This is a genomic window from Formosa haliotis (genome assembly GCF_001685485.1).
GTDB classification, from domain to species: Bacteria; Bacteroidota; Bacteroidia; order Flavobacteriales; family Flavobacteriaceae; genus Formosa; species Formosa haliotis.
Genome location: NZ_BDEL01000001.1, coordinates 2,604,217 through 2,624,157, shown reverse-complemented (window position 1 = coordinate 2,624,157; position 19,941 = coordinate 2,604,217). Strand labels below are relative to the sequence as shown.

The window sequence follows — 19,941 nt, the reverse complement described above, 5'->3', positions numbered from 1 at the left end:
ACTTTGTAAAGAAGCGCTTTTCCCGAAATGAAGCTTTTCGCGAAATGTAGTGGGAATGGGCTGAATGGGATTTTATTGGAATGTAAGTTTTAATTTTTATAAAGCCTTTAGTTCGAATAATCCCGTGCCAAAATCGTATTAAAATTTAAACCTCCAATAGATATATGCATATCTAGGTACTGTTTTGTAAGCGATGTTGGTATTTGTGTAGTTGTTTAAATAATTAAATTCGAAAGTATCCTTGTTAAACAAATTCTGTGCATATAGCCCTAGACTCCATTTTTTTAATTCGGGTTTGTACGTTACTTCCATATAATTAGCATCGTAGAAAATGGAATCGACTAAATAATTTTCAAACTTTGAACTAATGAGCCATTCCGAAGTAATTTTGAATACAGGATTAAAAACAAATTGAAACCTTCTATTTCTTACTTCACTCTCTACATTCCGACCTTTAATATCTGTAAAATTCAATTGAAATTTAAAATTAAAAAAGGACTTAAAATAGCTTGTCCCAGATAACCCAATGCCCGATGTGTTATTTATAGTTTCCAAATATGTGTTATTAATTACTGAAGGATTAATTACGCGACTATAATTATATCCCATTTTTAAGGACATATTTAGAGGTTTAGCGTAAGTGGTAACACTAGTATTAAAAAAGATTAAGTTTTGACCAGATGTATAAACGTTTCGTGATACATTATAATTTTGATTTAAAAGGGATTCTTGTACAAATTGAGAATTAAAGTGTATATAAGACAAACTGGTACTAAAAAAAAGTTGCTTTTTAACATTAGAGAAACTATGCTTAAAATAATATCGGTTATTGGTTATTGGCTTTACTTGATTGGCCCCTAAGCCTAGAGAACGATAACTATTTACTACAAAAAAATCGACATAATAATCTAAGGTTTCTAATTTCGAAACGTATTCCCATCCTACTCTGTAATTTCCTGTTTTGCCTTCTTTTAGTTGAATGTTAAAATCGGCATTAGGCAAAAAAAAGGAACTGCTTATATTGTTCCTTTTGTAAAAGCTTAATTTTCCTTCCACCATAGCATTGAATTCCAAACGTTCATTTATTGATAATTTAAGTTTAATTTGAGCTTTTGGTTGTAGGTTTTTGGCATGATCTAAACCCGATAAACTATCTAAAACCATCTCGTTTTCATATGAATGTCCAATTATTTTTTCGCTTGTATGATTAACTCCAATAGTATAAGAGTGAGAAGTTTTGCCTGATTTAAATACAAAAGCCGATTCTGCACCCCAGTATTTTAAGGTTGACTTATAATTTGTATTTAGTTCGGAATTTACACTGTCTTGAGCAAGTCTATTCGGATGTATTTTAAAAAATTGGTTGTTACTTTTAATTCCTGAAAAACCATCTATGACCATAGCGCCTTTATTTAGTTTTTTAGTATATTGAATTTGTGAATTAAAACTATTTATTTCAGACTTTAAAGTTTGATTTATAAGATTTCCATTAGTAACCAAGATGTTTACATCGTTTTTATTTTTATAAACAAAGGAGGCGGAAGCATTGAGGTTAGATGATGCTGAAGGAGAAAATTGTAGTTCAAAATCATTTCCTAAACTAAAATCAGTATTATCGAAGTTATTCGTTTCAGTGTATGAAATGGTGCTAGGAGGAACAAAATAGGTATAATCAATGTTATAATCTTTTTTAAAATTATCGCGATAGGTATATAGGGTATTTTTTACATGTAACGATTTATTGAACTTTTTGTTAAGTAACAAACTATTTGAAAACGCTTGATTTTCTACATAATATTTTTCTTCAATATCCATAATAGACCCTTGTAGAAAAACCAATGGCTTTAGTTTTGGTTCAAAAGATTTTTGAAAATCGTTAAAGCCTCCTACCATAAATTCGTAATTACTAAATTGAGAGCCTGCTGTTCTCCCTACATTATTAATAAATCCTAGGTTTAACAATTTAAAATTAGGGTTTATTAGTGCTAAATTTAAATCACTTGTATACCGGTTCTTTGCGCCAATACCAACATCTGCTTTACCAAAAAGTAAGGATTTCTTATCTTCTTTTAACTTTAAATTTAAAACGATAGCATTTGAATTAAGGAACTGTTTTAAAACAGGATTTTCTTCATAATTCTGAATGATTTCTATGGATTTTAAGACTGAAGGGTCTAAATTCTGAGAAATGACCTTATAATTAGAATTGGCCAAATCGTCCCCTTCTATCAGGATTTTATCAATAGGTTCTCCTAATGCCCTAATAACACCGTTATCATCAACCTCTATTCCAGGAAGATTTTTGAGCATATCTTCAACAGAATTTTCTGTACCATCTTCAAAAGCGGACAAGCGATATGATATGGTATCTCTATTAATCTCAATTTTTTCTGTAGACTTGAGTACAACAGTAGATAGTGTTTCTATTTTTTCAGATAAAAATACATTTCGCAATACATTTTCATGGTCCTTAACAATTAAGGTGTCTTTATATGTTTTAAATCCTAGAGCACTAACCTCCATTACAAGTTGCTCATATTGAGATTCTACATTAATTCTAAATGCTCCGGACTCATCTGAATACGCATACCCTAAAAATGCATTATTATTTTTTAATACAACCGAGGTACCTGGTATTGGTAAACTATCTTGATCTTTTTTTATAAAACCAAATATAGAAATGTTTTGAGCCAACGAAGTCTTAGATATACAAAGTATCAACATTAGCATGAATATATTAACCTTTATGCTACCTGATTTAAAAATCACCAAATACTTCAATAAATATATTTCCTGGATTTTTGTCTTCGTGGATAGGAACACCTGTTTTTTCTGATAATATCCTACTATTTAAAGTTGCTTGTTCTAGCCTTTCTTCTAGATTACTTTTAAATGTGTCAAACGTTATCCATGTATTTGTTGGGTTCTTAATTGGTTTTAATAAATACTGATAACTCGATGGATACTTCAATTCTTTGAAATACCAAAAAATTTCTTTATTTGTGTCGTAAGCCTCTAAAATTAACCCTGGTAAGCCCTGTAATTTCCATGGGCCATATGGTAGGGGCACTTGCATAGTAAACCAGGCTGTATATGTTCTCCCTCTAAAGGAACAAGTCGCCATTTGGCACTCAAAATCTCCTATAAGTTTCGTTTTGTCATTAATATCCCAATTTATTATGGGAGTGTCCTCTTTAACATAGCTAAATCCTAAGTCCCTAGCAAAAAATGTTTTGGTTTTTAAATCGTTATAATATAAAAACCCTTCATTATTGGTACTCACGCTAAACGTAAAATTTTGCTGTTGTTTTACACTGTTAGTTAATTGTTCTAACGAGTCTTTTCTTGTAGTATAAAGTGATCTGTCGGTATCAAACAAAAGTGTTGCATTGTAGTCTTTACCTACTGGAGATCCTAATGATAAACTTTGAATCTCACCATAATAGACAACACCTGTCTTTACCTGGGACAACATAGATTGGTAAGATAGTGTCAATAAAAAAATTATAATGTTATATTTCATATTTAGAGGTTTAAACCACGATCAAATAATAAGATCGTGGTTAGTGTAAACTTAATTATCTGCAGAATTCTGCAAACTCATTCATCATGGCATTGGCATTTTTACAATCAACGATGGCAGTCGCTTCAGGAATTCCATCTCCCTCACAATCAACAGTGACTTTTGCTGTACAAACATCTCGGGAGATATCAAGATTCTTATTTTCATTAATACTTATATTGCTTCCAATAAGAGAAATAAACAATATGCTTGCTATTATTTTCGTAATTTTAAAATTTTAGATCTGGTAATTTTTTACTCAGATATTATACATTATTTTTTTGACTAGAAAAGCCATGAAGTTTTAGTTGAAGTTTTAAATTAAAAACTGGTACCAGTATTGATCGATCTTGTTTTGTACAATTTTTAAGACTTCAAAACTTAAGAAATTGCTTTCAACGTTTCAAACTTAATGAAAAAAAACTTTTAAAAGATTCATTACCATGTAGTTCGTCGAAAAAGTAAAATATTCTTCTCAAATTACGGTTTTCCCGTAATTTGAGAAAACAACAATTCATTTTTAAAATAAAGTTAGTTTTTGCCCATAAACGATACTTTTCGGCTTTTTGTAGTACTAAAAGCTCTTGGTATTGTTCTTGTATTCCATCCACATTGTTATTATATAGGTATGCATAATTTGTCTTTGCCATCTGAAAATAAGGAATTAACTATATTTTAAGTATTGATATCTTAATTTTTTAAAAATCTTTTAAAATAGAAAACGTTTTCGTAGAAAAACACGTTTTTTAGCTGTTTATTATTGTTTACATTTGTAGAATAACATCAAAACTTTTTAGGATGAAAACACTTAATGATTATAATTTTAATAATAAAAAAGCATTAATTCGAGTAGATTTTAATGTGCCTTTAGATGCAGATTTCAATGTAACAGATAACACAAGAATAGTATCTGCAAAACCTACTATTATTAAAATTTTAGAAGATGGTGGTAGCTGTGTATTAATGTCTCACTTGGGAAGACCAAAGGGAGTTCAAGATGAATTTTCTTTAAAGCATATTGTAGATGAAGTTTCAGAAGTTATAGGAGTTACTGTAAAGTTTGTACCAGAGTGTGTTGGTCCTGTTGCAGAAGAAGCAGTTAAAAATTTAGAACCAGGAGAGGTTTTATTGTTAGAAAACTTACGTTTCCACGCGGAAGAAACTGCTGGCGATTTAAAATTTGCTGAACAACTTTCTAAATTAGGTGATATTTATGTAAACGATGCCTTTGGTACGGCGCATAGAGCGCATGCTTCTACAACTATTGTAGCGCAATTCTTCCCAGAAAATAAATGCTTCGGTTATTTATTAGCTCAAGAAATTGAAAGTATTCAAAAAGTAATGGAAACTGGAGAAAAACCAGTTTTAGCTGTTTTAGGAGGTGCTAAGGTATCTTCAAAAATTACAATTATCGAAAATATTTTAGATAAAGTAGATCACTTAATTATTGGTGGTGGTATGACATTTACCTTCGTAAAAGCTCAAGGAGGTCATGTAGGAGATTCAATTTGTGAGGACGATAAAATGGAATTGGCTTTAGATATTTTAAAGCAAGCCAAAGAGAAAAACGTCCAAGTTCACATTCCGGTAGATGTTGTGGCTGCAAATGCATTTAGCAACGACGCAGAAACTCAAATTGTAGACGTAACGAATATACCAGAAGGATGGCAAGGATTAGACGCTGGGCCAAAATCTATAGAAAACTTTAATAAAGTAGTTTTAGAAAGTAAAACTATATTATGGAATGGTCCTTTAGGAGTTTTTGAAATGCCAACCTTTGCAAAAGGTACGATTGCTTTAGGAGACTCTATTGCAGAGTCTACTAAAAACGGAGCCTTTTCTTTAGTAGGAGGAGGAGATTCTGTTGCAGCTGTAAAACAATTTGGTTTCGAAGATAAAGTGAGCTATGTAAGTACAGGTGGTGGTGCAATGTTAGAAAGTTTAGAAGGAAAAACATTGCCTGGTATTGCAGCAATTTTAGACTAATACATGTTATTTTAAAAATGAAAGGTTAAGAGTTTTATAACTTTAACTTTCATTTTCAGTATAAAAATACGAATTTAGCGGCTTCCACGTTATACCCTATTAATGGTTTTATTGATGAAGCAACGACTAAATTCGTATTTTTTTTATTTGGCATTTTTACAAGTTACTTGTTTTTATGCTCAAGACTCACTTGCAGTAAAAGCGAGTCAAGATTCTTTAGTTGTAAATAGAACTCAAGATACCTTAGCGCTAAAACCTGTCGAGGCTCGACTTACAGAAGATATGCTACGTTCGGGCGAGGTTTATGTTGTAGATACTATAATTGACGGACAGACCTATTACAAGCCAGGAGTAAAGCCAGCTATAGATTCTTTAAGTATTAAGAATATGGAAGATCAAGCCTATTCTGCAAAGGTTGATCAATTGTGGATAGAAGAATTATACAATAATAATTTGTACGATTCAATTTATCAATCCGTTTCAGAACTTACTTATGACGATGTTGAATATCCCGAATTAAATACAGATACGCTTAAAAAGCGTCTATTAGAATTAGATGCCAAAACACCTTTTAATGTTGCTTATAATCCAGCGTTGGAAAGTGTAATAAAATCATATCTAAAACGCAGGCGGCAGTCTCTTCAAAAATTAATGGTTTTAAGTGAATATTACTTCCCTATGTTTGAGCGGGAGTTAGATAATTACGATCTTCCTTTAGAAATAAAATATTTATCTATTGTAGAATCGGCTTTAAAACCGAGAGCAAAATCTAGAGTTGGTGCAACAGGTTTGTGGCAATTCATGTATGCCACGGGTAAAAGTTACGGACTAGATGTTAGTAGTTATGTAGACGAGCGTAGCGATCCGCTAAAATCGACCGAAGCTGCAGCAAAATATTTGGCAAAATTATACGATATTTTTGGGGATTGGGATTTGGCTCTGGCAGCCTATAATTCGGGACCAGGGAATGTAACAAAAGCCATAAGGCGTTCGGGAGGATACGAGAATTATTGGAATATCAGAAATTATCTACCAAGAGAAACAGCAGGATATTTACCAGCTTTTTTAGCGACCATGTATATTTTTGAATATGCTGAAGAATTAGGGTTTTCTAGAGCAAAACCAGAATTTGCTTATGTAGAAACCGATACGCTTCATGTAAAACAAATGATTACCCTAGATCAGGTTTCGGAAGTTACTGGTGTTAAAATTGAAGAACTTCAGTTTTTAAATCCGTCTTACAAACTGGATATAATTCCGTTTATAAAAAATAAAACCTACACCTTACGTTTACCTATGTACGCCATTGGGCCATTTGTAGCAAACGAAGAACAAATCTATGCTTTTGCTAAGGCCGAATTTAATAAGCGTGAAAAGCCCTTACCTCAATTTTCAGAATCGGAAACCAAAACCCGATACACGGTTAGGTCGGGAGATTACTTAGGACGAATAGCTAGAAAATACGGTGTTCGTGTTAGTCAGATAAAACAATGGAACGGTCTTAGAAGTAATAATTTAAAAATAGGACAACGACTTACAATTTATCCTAGAAATTCTACTTCAACACCAAAAAAAACAAGCACAACGGTTACAGAGAGTACTTCAAATACTTCAGGAGGAAAGTTGTATAAAGTTAAAGCAGGAGACTCTTTATGGAGTATAGCACAAAAACATTCTGGAATTTCTGTCGAGAATATTAAAGAATGGAACGATATTAGTGGTACCAGATTAAAACCGGGAATGACACTTAAACTTTCCAAAGGCTAATTAACCTAAAAATACAATACTATTATGCGTAAAATTCTATTTTTTGTATCGGCACTTTTGATGCTTAATAGCTGTAATGGCGATAAAAACAATACTAAGAAAATGTTGCCAGATTCTTCTGGAAACCTTAATCATTTGTCTGTTGTTGTAGATAACGATTTATGGCAAGGTAATGTTGGAGAAGCTATTAGAAATACGTTGGCTGCTCCGGTAGATGGATTACCACAAGAAGAACCGCTGTTTTCATTGAGCCAAATTCCACCACAGGTTTTTAGCGGATTTGTAACTAAAAACAGAACTGTTTTAAAAATAGAAATAGGAGCAAATAAAACTCCGGCTGTAAAGTTTGGTAAAAATGTATATGCCATACCGCAAAAAGTAATTCTAGTATCTGGAAAAACAGAGCAAGATATTATAGAGCAGTTAAAATCTAACGGACCTAAAATAATTGAAGCATTTAAAAGTAAGGAAATTAAGGAGAAGCAACGCAGAATTAAATTATCGCTTCTTAAAATAGATACTATAGAAAAATCGCTAGGTATTAAACTAGACATTCCTTCGGCTTATAGAATAGCAAAAAAAGACAATAAGTTTTTCTGGTTAAGAAAAGATATTACAACCGGTACACAGAATATTATGATTTACGAATTGCCTTTAAACGCATTAAAACATAATGATAGTTTAGTAAATCAGATTATAAAAATAAGAGATTCTATCGGGGAAGTTCATATACCAGGACCTACAGAAGGTACCTTTATGATTACCGAGAAAGCGTATGCTCCATATTTACAACATACCACAATAGACGATAAACCTACTATAGAAACCAAAGGGATTTGGGATGTTAAAAATGCATTTATGTCTGGTCCTTTTCTCGACTATATAATAGAAGATAAAGCGAATAATAGACTGGTAGTTATAGAAGGGTTTACTTTTGCACCATCTGTAGAAAAACGCGATTATGTTTTTGAGTTAGATGCCATTATGAAATCGGTTAAAATAGAATAAACCCTCGGGTTAAATAGATACAAAAAAAGCCAACATTTAAATGTTGGCTTTTTTAATATTGTGATAAAGAATTATTGTTTTTTGTTATCTGTATTCTCTTCCTCTTTAGAAGCGTCTTTAAATTCCTTAATACCGCTTCCTAATCCACGCATAAGTTCAGGGATTTTCTTACCTCCAAACAACAGCAATACAATGACCACAATTAAAATAATTTGTGGTGCTCCAATGACTAAAAATTTTCCTAAAGAAACCATATAATTAAATGTTTAAAAGACAAAGGTAATAATTAAAGTTTAATATTGTGGTTTTAATAATAACTTTAGGTAAACATAAAGGAAACTTGAAATAAATTTCTTTAATTTTGTTTTTAAGATGAATCAAAAGAAAACTAAAAAGAAAAAAATAGCAAAGAAATTACTGCATAAGTATCGTCTTGTTATTTTAAATGAAGACACTTTTGAAGAGCGTTTATCATTTAAACTTACACGCTTAAATGTATTTGTCGTACTGTCATTATTAAGCATTTTTTTAATAACAGCAACTACCATTTTTATAGCCTTTACACCTTTAAAAGAATATATTCCAGGATACTCTTCTAGCACCTTAAAACGCTCGGCTACAATGCTGCATTATAAAACAGATTCATTACAACAAGTGTTGCGCGAAAACGATCAGTTTTACGCATCTATAAAAAAGGTGTTAGAGGGCGATGTTTCTACAACCGATATCAATAAAGATTCTATTATTGCTGCCACAAAATTTGAAGCAAGTCAGTTTGATTTAAGTCCAACAAAAGCCGATTCAATTTTGCGTGAAAAGGTAGATAAAGAAGATAAATATAACCTCTTCGATTCTGCAACATCGGCAGCTAATTTTGTATTGTTTCCACCAGCTAGTGGAGAAATTAGCGAGCCTTACAGTGTTAAAGACAAGCACTATGCTGTAGACATAGTAGTAGCAAAAGATACGCCAATTAAAGCTACAGCCGACGGTCGCGTAATATTTGCAGAATGGACCACAGAAACCGGTTTTGTAATTATTGTAGAGCATAGTTATGGCCTTATTTCGGTGTATAAGCACAATGCATCCTTAACAAAAGATCAAGGCGATTTAGTTAAAGCAGGCGAAGTTATTGCTACCGCAGGAGACTCGGGCGAGTTTACAACGGGGCCTCATTTACATTTTGAATTGTGGAGTGATGGATATCCTATTAATCCAATTAATTTTATCGATTTTAAACCATGATATCAATAAAAGCAGCATTAGCAAAACCATTTGCTAAGTACATATATAATTCTGTTCAGAAATGGGCTAATAACCCTGTTGAAACGCAAGAAAAGGTTTTTAAAAATTTAATTTCTGAAGCTCAAAATACAGCCTTTGGGAAAGACCATAAGTTTAAAGAAATAACCACTTATGAAGACTTTGTAAAGCAAGTTCCTGTTCGGGATTATGAAGCCTTAAAACCTTATGTTTTAAAAGTTGTTGCCGGAGAGAAAGATATTCTCTGGAAAGGTTTACCAACCTATTTTGCAAAAACGTCTGGAACAACGTCTGGTGCCAAGTATATTCCTATTTCTAAGGAAAGTATGCCCGCGCATATTGAAGCTGCCAGAAACGCTATTTTACTCTATATAAACGAAACTGGAAATTCAAGTTTTGTAGATGGAAAAATGATTTTTCTTCAAGGGAGTCCGATTTTAGAAAAGAAAAACGGAGTTAATCTAGGGAGATTATCTGGAATTGTAGCGCATTATGTACCAAAATACCTTCAGAAAAATAGATTGCCAAGTTGGGAAACTAATTGCATTGAAGATTGGGAAACCAAAGTAGATGCCATTGTAGATGAAACGCTACCAGAAGATATGACGATTATTTCTGGAATTCCATCTTGGGTACAAATGTATTTTGAGAAAATTCAGAAAAAAACAGGAAAACCGGTTGGCGAGGTATTTAAGAATTTTAATTTATTCATTTTTGGAGGTGTAAATTACGAACCTTATCGTGCTAAATTTGAAAAATTAATAGGAAGAAAAGTAGATAGTATTGAGTTGTATCCGGCAAGTGAAGGTTTTTTTGCTTATCAAGACAAACAACATGAAAAGGGGATGCTACTTCTGTTAAATTCAGGTATTTTTTATGAATTTATAAAAGCCGACGAATTTTTTGAAGATTCACCAAAGCGGGTTACTATTAAGGATGTCGAGATAGGGGTAAATTACGTTATGATTATTTCTACAAATGCCGGATTATGGGCTTATAATATTGGAGATACTGTAGCTTTTACGTCTTTAAAGCCCTATAGGGTTATTGTTACAGGACGTATTAAACATTTTATTTCGGCTTTTGGAGAACATGTTATAGGTAAGGAAGTAGAACAGGCTATGGAAGAAGCAACGGCAAATACCGATATTAGAATTTCTGAATTCACAGTTGCACCACAAATTACTCCAGAGTCAGGTTTACCGTATCATGAATGGTTTGTAGAGTTTGAAAACGAACCTGAAAACATTCAAGATTTAATACAACGATTAGATGAATCGTTACAAAAGCAAAATAGTTATTACTACGATTTAATTGTTGGTAAGGTACTTCAGCCTTTAAAAATAACTACAGTCAAAAAAGACGGGTTTCAAGATTATATGAAATCTATCGGAAAGTTAGGAGGGCAAAATAAAATTCCGAGATTGGCAAACGATCGAAAAATTGCAGACGCCCTATACACCTTAAAAGTAACTAAATAGTGTTATATTTGCACGCTAAAGCATTTGTATGAGTAATAAAAAGCAACACGAAAGAACGCGAGCTCAAGAGAGTTCTGGCGCTATTGAGCGTATGTACATTACAATGCGGCATTTGTTTAATCGTGGGTTTTACAAGCCCATGGGTATATCGGGAGAAACATTAAGAGAAGAATTATTACTCTTAAGACCCGAAATTTATGGTTCGGTTGGAGAAGAAAAGGCAGAATTAGATGGTTTATTATATGTAATAGACCGATTGCCAATGGGTATAGAGGAATGTCGATATATTAATTTAACGAGCGACGAAGGTTATGCTAATTCTCATTTTAAATCTATAATCCCACCTAAAAGAAGACGAAATTGTTACCGTATTGATGAAGACCAGATGAATATTGAAATTACGCGTGGCCGGTCTGAAATTTACGACATCCTTACACATCTTACCTTTCTATTTATAGAGTCTCATAAAATTAGTAAACGCGTTATCATAGACGATGAAGGTACAACCACTCGAGATTGGATAAAACTCGAAAAAATTGTACTTTCTAATGAAGAGTTAACACAACAAGATCGCGAAGTTGCAATTACACATACTGCAAATATTTTAGGGAGAACCTTTAACGAAATTACTAGAAAATACAATGAATTCTCTACTCCTGGCCGACCAGAACGCTTATTGCATATTGTGTATTGGTTAGGAAAATTAGCAATAGATGAAGTTGTAAGTAACGATAAACGCACAGTTAGTTTCAGTCCCATGTTAAGAGAGCGATTAGGCCATCATATTCATGGAGAAGTTTGGGCAAATAATATTAAGGATATTCTTTATAAAAACAATTTATTGGGTCAGCCAATTCATGTTATCAGTGCAAATATGCACAGTGTCATGAATACGCTTTTTGCTCCGCAAGCGTTAAAATCTTTAGCATCAAAAAAAGATATTTTGAAGTTTACGAAGCTATAAGTCAGAAAGATAATAAATCTTTACGCAATAAAGTTACAAAGGAGGCGTTGCAAAGGGGCATGATTTTTATAGAAGATACTTCTGGTACAAATATAGATGTTCAGATTTTTGATACATCGAAAATAGATTTTTCTAAGATTGATATAGATTCAGATGAAATCAAGTTAAAAGCAGATAAGCCAGTAATTTTAGTGATGGATTATGCTTTTGGAGAGCAAGCTTACGAGACAATTGATGAACTGTTAAAACCTTATAAAGCAGATGGGAATAAAGTGCATTTAAATGTAGAATCTATTTCCATTATGGGGAAAGCAGGAATTTTAGAAGGAGGCAAAGGAGATATTATGATTCCGTCGGCTCACATTTTTGAAGGCACCGCAGATAATTATCCATTTGAAAACGAATTAAAGAAATCGGATTTAGAAGGTAACGGTATTGATGTTTTTGAAGGGTCAATGATTACAGTTTTAGGTACATCGCTACAAAACAAAGATATTTTAAAGTTCTTTTACAATTCATCTTGGAATGTTATCGGATTAGAAATGGAAGGGGCACATTATCAAAAGGCTATTCAGTCAGCATCTAAAGTAAGACGAAATATTGGGCCAAATGTAAAAGTTAGATATGCATATTATGCTAGCGATAATCCTTTAGAAACAGGAAGTACACTAGCTTCAGGAGGGTTAGGTACAACAGGAGTAAAACCTACCTATTTAATCACAAGAAAAATTTTACAACAAATATTTAATTAAACCTTAATGAGTACAAACCTAGAAGAACATAATAATTTGCCTAAAAATAATTCCACAGATGAGGTTGACTTAATTGTCTTATTTAATTATATAGGGAGAGGGTTTTCAAAAATCTTTCATGCTATAGGCCGATTTTTTAAATTTCTGTTTTCACTATTGGTGTATGCCTTAAAAGCAGTATTAAAATACTGGATGGTAATATTAATTGTAGTGGTTGTTGCAACTTTAATAGGTGAATTTTACGAGAAATCTCGTCCGGAGGTATATAGTTCAAGAATGCTTGTAAAACCATATTTTGATTCTAAGTATCAATTAATTAATAATGTAGATTATTACAATGCATTAATTAGCAACGGGAATTACGACGTTTTACAACAAATATTTAATATAGATTCGGTAACGGCGAAAAGTCTTTTAAGTATTAAATTGGATATAGCTCCAGAATCTGAAAATGATAGAATGTTAGAGTACGAAACATTTATATCTGAAGTTGATAGTACTCGAATAAAGGATTTTACTTACGCACAATATCTTGAAAATCGAACAATTTATTCGGTAAACTTTTTTGAAATAAAAGTAAATTCTCTAAAAAAAGATATATTCCCAAGTTTAGAAGAAGGTCTTAATTCCTCCTTTAAAAATGAATATTCTGAACTCGAGATGAAAAAGCGTGATGCTTTATTGGAGATTGAACGCCAAAATATAATAGCTTCTATCAGTAAAGTAGATTCACTTCAAAACGTATATATTAAGGTTTTAGAAGAGGAATCTAAGTCAGAAAGAAGAAAAGGGTTTAGTTTAGGAGATGGTTTATCATTCGAAAAAGATAAATCGGTAACTAAAGAGTATGAATTATTAAATAAAAATATTGAATTAAGAGATCGTTTAAGAGAAATAGAAGAGCAAAAGGTAGAAGACGATGTGCTTTTCGATGTCGTTTCTGGTTTTCAGAAAATAGGAAATGTTGATAAAGGAATAACAGATCGATTCGGTTTAATTTTTCCTATTTTCGCTTTTTTGGGATTATGTCTCATATACTTAGCTATTAAAATCATAAAATTTATAAAAACTTATGAAGGTTAAAACTTCAATATTAGTAACCGGAGGAGCAGGTTTTATTGGCTCAAATTTTGTTCCTTATTTTTTAGAAGAAAATAAAGATATTCATGTTGTTAATTTAGATAAGCTTACGTATGCCGGAGATCTTTCTAACCTACAAGAAGTTGAAAATGATCCAAATTATACGTTTGTAGAAGGTGATATTTGTGACCGTAATTTAATTGAGGAACTATTTGAAAAATATAAATTTTCGGGAGTGATTCATTTTGCTGCAGAATCACATGTTGATAATTCAATAAAGAATCCAGATGCGTTTATGCAAACAAATATTTTTGGGACATTTAATTTAATTGATGTTGCTAAAAAATATTGGATGAACGGTCCTTTCGAATTTAAAGAAGGTTGCGAAAACAATAAATTCCACCATATTTCTACCGATGAAGTTTATGGGACTTTGGGGGAAACAGGATTGTTTTTAGAAACAACGCCTTATGCTCCAAACAGTCCGTATAGCGCTTCAAAAGCATCTTCAGATTTTGTTGTGAGAAGTTATTTTCATACCTATGGAATGAATGTGTTAACTACGAACTGTTCTAACAATTACGGGCCAAAGCAACATGACGAGAAGTTAATTCCGACCATCATTAGAAAAGCTTTAGCAGGAGAGAATATTCCAATCTATGGTGATGGAAAAAACATTCGTGATTGGTTGTATGTGTTAGATCATTGCAAAGGAATTGCGTTGGTTTATAATACTGGAAAGTTTGGTGAAACTTATAATATTGGAGGGAGAAACGAACGTGATAACATGTATATAGTGAATACCATTTGCGGTATTTTAGATACTATACAGCCTAGAGATACACCGTATGCAGAATTAATTACTTTTGTAAAGGATCGTGCAGGACATGATTTTCGTTATGCCATTGATGCTTCAAAATTAGAAAACGAATTGGGCTGGAAAGCCGATGAGAATTTTGAAACAGGTATTAAGAAAACAATAGAATGGTATATTAATAAATACAAAAATTAAGATGAAAGGAATAGTTTTAGCAGGAGGCTCGGGAACACGTTTACACCCCTTAACCTTATCTGTAAGTAAGCAATTAATGCCTATTTATGATAAACCAATGATATATTATCCGCTTTCAACATTAATGTATGCGGGAATAAATGAAATTTTAATTATTTCAACCCCCAAAGATTTACCCTTATTTAAAGATTTATTAGGAGATGGGAAGAAGTTTGGATGTAAATTTGAATTTGCTGTTCAAGATGCACCAAACGGATTGGCAGAAGCATTTATCATAGGAGCTGATTTTATTGGAGATGATAAAGTAGCTCTAATTTTAGGAGATAATATATTCTACGGTACTGGTTTGGCCAAGTTGTTACAAGCTAATAATGATCCAGACGGAGGAATTATTTATGCATATAGAGTTCATGATCCAGAACGTTATGGGGTAGTTGAATTTGATGCCGATGGACATGCAATTTCTATAGAAGAAAAGCCTGAGTACCCAAAATCTAATTATGCGGTTCCTGGTATTTATTTTTACGATAATTCAGTAGTAAATGTCGCTAAAAATATAAAACCAAGTCATCGTGGGGAATTAGAAATTACAGATGTTAATAAAGAGTACTTACAGCAAGGCAAACTGAACGTAAGTATCTTAGATCGAGGAACGGCTTGGTTAGATACAGGAACCTTTCAGTCGTTAATGCAAGCTTCTCAATTTGTTGAGGTTTTAGAAGAGCGTCAAGGTTTAAAGATTGGATCTATTGAGGCCGCAGCTTTTGAAATGGGTTTTATTACAGCAGAAGAATTTGAGTCGTTAGCACAACCTTTATTGAAAAGTGGTTATGGCAAGAATCTTTTAGGGCTTTTGAATAGATAATTTATGAAGGTTACGGAAACAAAATTAAAAGATTGTTTTATTTTAGAGCCTGAGGTTTTTGGGGACAAAAGAGGTTATTTTTTAGAATCTTACAATGCTGATACGTTTAATAAACTAATAGGGCTAAATGTCACTTTTGTTCAAGATAATGAGTCTTTCTCTTCGCGAGGTGTGTTAAGAGGACTCCATTATCAATTAGGAGAACATGCTCAGGCAAAACTCGTTCGTGTTATAAAAGGAGAAGTATTAGATATTGCTGTAGATGTTAGAAAGGATTCCCCTACTTTTGGTCAGCATGTTGCTGTTAATTTAACCGAAGATAATAAAAAACAGTTATTTGTTCCCCGTGGTTTTGCCCATGGTTTTGTCGTGTTAAGTGAAACCGCTATTTTTGCGTATAAATGTGATAATTTTTATAATAAAGCTTCAGAGGGCGGTATAATCTACAATGATAAAACCTTAAATGTTGATTGGCAAATAGATGAAACCGAAATGAATATTTCAGAAAAAGATATTATTTTACCTTCTCTAGAACAAGCCAAATTATGAATATATTAGTAACAGGAGGCAACGGCCAACTCGCTACTTGTATAAAAGATGCAAGTATAGGTTTTGATCAATTTCAATTTACTTACACAGACTCTGAAGACCTCGATATTTCAAATGCATCGGCTGTTAATGCATTTTTTGAAAATAATCAAATAGATTGGTGTATTAACTGTGCGGCTTATACTGCTGTAGATAAAGCAGAATCAGAAAATGATATAGCTAGATTAATTAATGCAGAAGGTGCCAAGAATTTAGCTATTGCTTGTCAAAACAATGGTGTTAAACTCATACAAATATCAACAGATTTCGTATTTGAAGGAAATACTTCTACTGCATATTCAGAAGGTGATAAGGCAGATTCTAAAAGTGTTTATGGTAAAACCAAACTTGAAGGAGAGAATGAAATTGCTAAGTATTTAATAGCACATTTCATTTTAAGAACATCATGGCTATATTCAGAACATGCTAATAATTTCATGAAAACCATGTTACGTTTAGCAGAATCTCGAACGGAATTAAGTGTAGTAGCCGATCAAATAGGAACACCAACGTATGCAACCGATTTGGCTTCTGTCATCTTGAAAATCATAAAAGAAGATAGTTCGCAGTATGGCTTATATCATTATAGTAATGAAGGCGTAGCAAGTTGGTACGATTTTGCACACGCCATCTTCGAAATTTCTGATACTACTATTAAAGTATTTCCAATTAAAACGGAAGCTTATCCTACGCCAGCAGCAAGACCTCAATTTAGTGTGTTAGACAAAAGCAAAATTAAGAATACGTTTAATATTGAAATCCCACATTGGAGAGACAGTTTAAAAATCGCTATTAAAAATTTATAAATGAATACAAATTTAAAAATCGCTGTCGAAGCGTCGTTAAAAGCCGGAGAAGTTATTATGCAAGTGTATGATACAGCTTTTAATGTGGAATTGAAAGATGATAAATCTCCTTTAACAGAGGCAGATAAAAAGGCGAATGATATTATAAATTCGTTTTTAGTTCCTACAGAAATCCCAATTATTAGTGAAGAAAACAAACAAACAGATTATTCAATTCGGAAAGATTGGGAAACCTGTTGGGTTGTAGATCCGGTAGATGGCACGAAAGAATTTATTAAACGTAATGGAGAATTTACTGTAAATATTGCTTTGGTAACTAACGGTAAACCTATTTTAGGTGTTATATACGTTCCCGCTGTTAAAACTTTGTATTATGCAGATGTCGAAAAGCAGGAAGGGTTTAAAGTAGATTTAAATGATCATAATACATCAATAGATTATATTATTGAAAACGCTGAAGTTTTACAACCTAAAGATTCAAATTCTAATCCGGTACAAGTAGTGGGAAGTCGTTCGCATATGAGTCAGGAAACATTAGATTTTGTAGAGACCTTAAAAGGAAAAGGTAAAGACGTAGAAATTGTTTCTAAAGGAAGTTCACTTAAATTCTGTTTGGTGGCAGAAGGGAATGCAGATGTTTATCCTAGGTTTGCACCCACTATGGAATGGGATACTGCTGCTGGTCAGGCAATTTGCAATGCTGTGGGCATAGACGTGATTTCTAAAGAAACTAATAGCACATTATTATACAATAAAGAAAATTTATTAAATCCTTTTTTCCTAGTAACTCTATAGGATAATTGTTTTTGTTTAAAAAATGATTACTTTTGCTTCAGTTCATAAAGAGTTATAGGATTAAAATGAAAGATACATCGCATAAAAGACATATTGCTAAAGCTGTAACATGGCGCTTAGTAGGTACTTTAGATACCATATTATTATCTTGGATTATTTCAGGAAATCCATTAACCGGTCTTAAAATTGGTTTTGCAGAGATTACTACAAAAATGTTTTTATACTATTTACACGAACGTGTTTGGTATAAAGTCGATATGGAGGAAAGTAATAAACGCCACCTTTTTAAAACAATAACTTGGCGTATTGTAGGAACTATAGATACTATGACGTTGGCTTGGCTAATTTCTGGAGATCCCATGGTTGGTTTGAAGGTTGGGTTTTCTGAAGTACTTACCAAAATGGTATTATATTATTTGCATGAGAAAGCTTGGTACAAAATTAATTTTGGTTTGGATAATCGTAAAATGAAAAACAAATGAAGGAGAATATAATAGCTCACGAATATCAAATATCTCGAGAAGATCGCCGAAAAAATAATCAGCATAACTCTTTTTTATTGTGGTTTACAGGTCTTTCTGGCTCTGGAAAATCAACAATAGCGAATGTGGTTGAACAAAAATTATTTGAAAAAGGTGTAAAAACATATACTTTAGATGGCGATAATATCCGAAAAGGTATTAATAGTGATCTTACCTTTGCGCAAGAAGATAGAACTGAAAATATTAGACGAATAGCAGAAATATCTAATTTATTGATAGACGCTGGCGTTGTTACCTTGGCAGCCTTTGTTTCACCGTATAAAAAAGATAGGTTAAATATTAAAAATATTGTTAAGGATGTTAACTTTGTTGAAATCTATATTAATACTAGTGTAGAGGAATGTGAACGCCGCGACGTAAAAGGGCTTTATAAAAAGGCAAGAGCTGGAGAAATTAAGAATATGACTGGAATTTCGGCACCTTACGAGGCTCCTGAGAATCCAGACATTGAAATAAAAACTGAAAACGTATCTGTAGAAGATGCAGCAAATAAAATCGTTGAATATATATTACCTAAATTAAAAATACAGAGCAATGAGTAGTAGTAAGTATTATTTAAATTACTTAGATGAATTAGAGAGTGAAGCCATCTATGTATTAAGAGAAGTGTGGGCTCAATTTCAAAATCCTGTGATTTTATTCTCTGGAGGAAAAGATTCAATTGTAGTGGCGCACTTAGCAAAAAAAGCTTTTTTTCCATCTAAAATACCATTTCCTTTGATGCATGTTGATACAGGACATAATTTTCCTGAAACAATAAAATTTAGAGATGATATTATTAAAGATTTAGGTGTAAACCTTATAGTCGGTTCTGTACAAGAGTCTATAGATGATGGTCGTGTAGTTGAAGAAAAAGGTAAAAATGCGACCCGTAATGCGCTTCAAATTACAACCCTTTTAGATGCTATTGAAGCCAATAAAGTAGATTGCGCAATTGGAGGAGGACGTCGTGACGAAGAAAAAGCGAGAGCAAAAGAACGTTTCTTTTCTCATAGAGATGATTTCGGACAATGGGACCCAAAAAACCAGCGTCCAGAATTATGGAACATTTTTAACGGAAAACATTTTCAAGGCGAACATTTTCGTGCGTTTCCTATAAGTAACTGGACAGAAATGGATGTTTGGAACTATATAAAAAGGGAAAATATAGATATTCCTTCTTTATATTTTGCACATGAGCGCGAAGTGGTTTGGAGACAAGATGCTTGGATACCAAATTCAGAGTTTTTAGTGCTAGAAGATCATGAAGAAGTAGTAACAAAAAAGATTAGATTTAGAACATTAGGAGATATTACCATAACAGGTGGAATAGAATCTGATGCCGATACATTAGAAAAAATTGCTAATGAAGTTTCGGGTATGCGTCAAACAGAACGCGGAAATAGAAGCGATGATAAGCGCTCGGAATCTGCAATGGAAGACAGAAAACGTCAAGGATACTTTTAATCAATAATCATTAATTTTTAGAAT

At 32.6% G+C, this 19,941-nt stretch carries 17 protein-coding genes and 1 pseudogene; 15 read left to right on the top strand and 3 right to left on the bottom strand.

What is annotated here, in order from left to right:
* Positions 1 to 138: 138 nt before the first annotated feature.
* Together A9D35_RS10885 and A9D35_RS10880 are read right to left on the bottom strand one after the other, a co-directional pair.
* The gene (locus tag A9D35_RS10885; protein ID WP_141675516.1) at positions 139 to 2,724 is read right to left on the bottom strand and encodes a hypothetical protein; all 2,586 of its coding nucleotides are present in this window, start codon (positions 2,722 to 2,724) and stop codon (positions 139 to 141) included.
* Positions 2,725 to 2,758: 34 nt separating this feature from the next.
* Positions 2,759 to 3,523, bottom strand: coding sequence for a GLPGLI family protein (locus A9D35_RS10880; protein ID WP_066222888.1), 765 nt, complete (start codon positions 3,521 to 3,523; stop codon positions 2,759 to 2,761).
* An 837-nt stretch (positions 3,524 to 4,360) separates the two neighbouring features.
* Between A9D35_RS10880 and A9D35_RS10865 the strand changes: the two genes are divergently transcribed.
* The 3 genes from A9D35_RS10865 (at position 4,361) to A9D35_RS10855 (ending at position 8,323) form a co-directional block, all read left to right on the top strand.
* Complete coding sequence (locus A9D35_RS10865) at positions 4,361 to 5,548, top strand: phosphoglycerate kinase (RefSeq protein WP_066222879.1); 1,188 nt, start codon at positions 4,361 to 4,363, stop codon at positions 5,546 to 5,548.
* Between the two features lie 114 nt (positions 5,549 to 5,662).
* The gene (locus A9D35_RS10860; protein ID WP_083191782.1) at positions 5,663 to 7,315 is read left to right on the top strand and encodes a lytic transglycosylase domain-containing protein; all 1,653 of its coding nucleotides are present in this window, start codon (positions 5,663 to 5,665) and stop codon (positions 7,313 to 7,315) included.
* Between the two features lie 24 nt (positions 7,316 to 7,339).
* The gene (locus A9D35_RS10855) at positions 7,340 to 8,323 is read left to right on the top strand and encodes a DUF4837 family protein (RefSeq protein ID WP_066222876.1); all 984 of its coding nucleotides are present in this window, start codon (positions 7,340 to 7,342) and stop codon (positions 8,321 to 8,323) included.
* Between the two features lie 71 nt (positions 8,324 to 8,394).
* Here A9D35_RS10855 and A9D35_RS10850 read toward each other — a convergent pair whose 3' ends face one another.
* Positions 8,395 to 8,577 carry a twin-arginine translocase TatA/TatE family subunit gene (locus tag A9D35_RS10850; protein ID WP_066222873.1) on the bottom strand — a complete coding sequence of 61 codons (183 nt, stop codon included), beginning with the start codon at positions 8,575 to 8,577 and terminating at the stop codon, positions 8,395 to 8,397.
* 118 nt (positions 8,578 to 8,695) lie between these two features.
* Between A9D35_RS10850 and A9D35_RS10845 the strand changes: the two genes are divergently transcribed.
* The 12 genes and pseudogenes from A9D35_RS10845 to cysD all read left to right on the top strand — a co-directional run bounded on the left by A9D35_RS10845 (position 8,696) and on the right by cysD (position 19,917).
* On the top strand, positions 8,696 to 9,568 hold the full coding sequence (locus A9D35_RS10845; RefSeq protein WP_066222871.1) for a M23 family metallopeptidase: 873 nt from the start codon (positions 8,696 to 8,698) through the stop codon (positions 9,566 to 9,568).
* A complete protein-coding gene (locus A9D35_RS10840) occupies positions 9,565 to 11,067 on the top strand; it encodes a GH3 auxin-responsive promoter family protein (RefSeq protein WP_066222868.1) in 1,503 nt (500 codons plus the stop codon). Before A9D35_RS10845 ends, A9D35_RS10840 begins: the two co-directional genes overlap by 4 nt.
* A 28-nt stretch (positions 11,068 to 11,095) precedes the next feature.
* A pseudogene (locus A9D35_RS10835) lies at positions 11,096 to 12,783 on the top strand (DUF6909 family protein).
* A gap of 6 nt (positions 12,784 to 12,789) precedes the next feature.
* Positions 12,790 to 13,866, top strand: a complete 1,077-nt coding sequence (locus A9D35_RS10830; protein ID WP_066222865.1) for a hypothetical protein — start codon at positions 12,790 to 12,792, stop codon at positions 13,864 to 13,866.
* On the top strand, positions 13,856 to 14,875 hold the full coding sequence (gene rfbB, locus A9D35_RS10825; RefSeq protein ID WP_066222858.1) for a dTDP-glucose 4,6-dehydratase: 1,020 nt from the start codon (positions 13,856 to 13,858) through the stop codon (positions 14,873 to 14,875). Before A9D35_RS10830 ends, rfbB begins: the two co-directional genes overlap by 11 nt.
* Before the next feature lies 1 nt (position 14,876).
* Entirely contained in the window at positions 14,877 to 15,740 is an 864-nt protein-coding gene (gene rfbA, locus A9D35_RS10820) for a glucose-1-phosphate thymidylyltransferase RfbA (protein ID WP_066222855.1), read from the top strand.
* Between the two features lie 3 nt (positions 15,741 to 15,743).
* Positions 15,744 to 16,289: a dTDP-4-dehydrorhamnose 3,5-epimerase gene (rfbC, locus tag A9D35_RS10815; protein ID WP_066222852.1), complete on the top strand. Its 546-nt coding sequence runs from the start codon at positions 15,744 to 15,746 to the stop codon at positions 16,287 to 16,289.
* Positions 16,286 to 17,134 (top strand): dTDP-4-dehydrorhamnose reductase, encoded by an 849-nt coding sequence (gene rfbD / locus A9D35_RS10810; RefSeq protein ID WP_066222849.1) that lies wholly within the window; start codon positions 16,286 to 16,288, stop codon positions 17,132 to 17,134. Before rfbC ends, rfbD begins: the two co-directional genes overlap by 4 nt.
* The gene (gene cysQ, locus A9D35_RS10805; RefSeq protein ID WP_066222846.1) at positions 17,135 to 17,929 is read left to right on the top strand and encodes a 3'(2'),5'-bisphosphate nucleotidase CysQ; all 795 of its coding nucleotides are present in this window, start codon (positions 17,135 to 17,137) and stop codon (positions 17,927 to 17,929) included.
* Between the two features lie 65 nt (positions 17,930 to 17,994).
* Positions 17,995 to 18,411: a DUF2061 domain-containing protein gene (locus A9D35_RS10800; RefSeq protein WP_066222843.1), complete on the top strand. Its 417-nt coding sequence runs from the start codon at positions 17,995 to 17,997 to the stop codon at positions 18,409 to 18,411.
* Positions 18,408 to 19,013, top strand: coding sequence for an adenylyl-sulfate kinase (cysC, locus tag A9D35_RS10795; RefSeq protein ID WP_066222840.1), 606 nt, complete (start codon positions 18,408 to 18,410; stop codon positions 19,011 to 19,013). The genes A9D35_RS10800 and cysC overlap by 4 nt, the downstream gene beginning before the upstream one ends.
* Complete coding sequence (gene cysD, locus A9D35_RS10790) at positions 19,006 to 19,917, top strand: sulfate adenylyltransferase subunit CysD (protein ID WP_066222837.1); 912 nt, start codon at positions 19,006 to 19,008, stop codon at positions 19,915 to 19,917. Before cysC ends, cysD begins: the two co-directional genes overlap by 8 nt.
* The last annotated feature ends 24 nt before the right edge of the window (positions 19,918 to 19,941 follow it).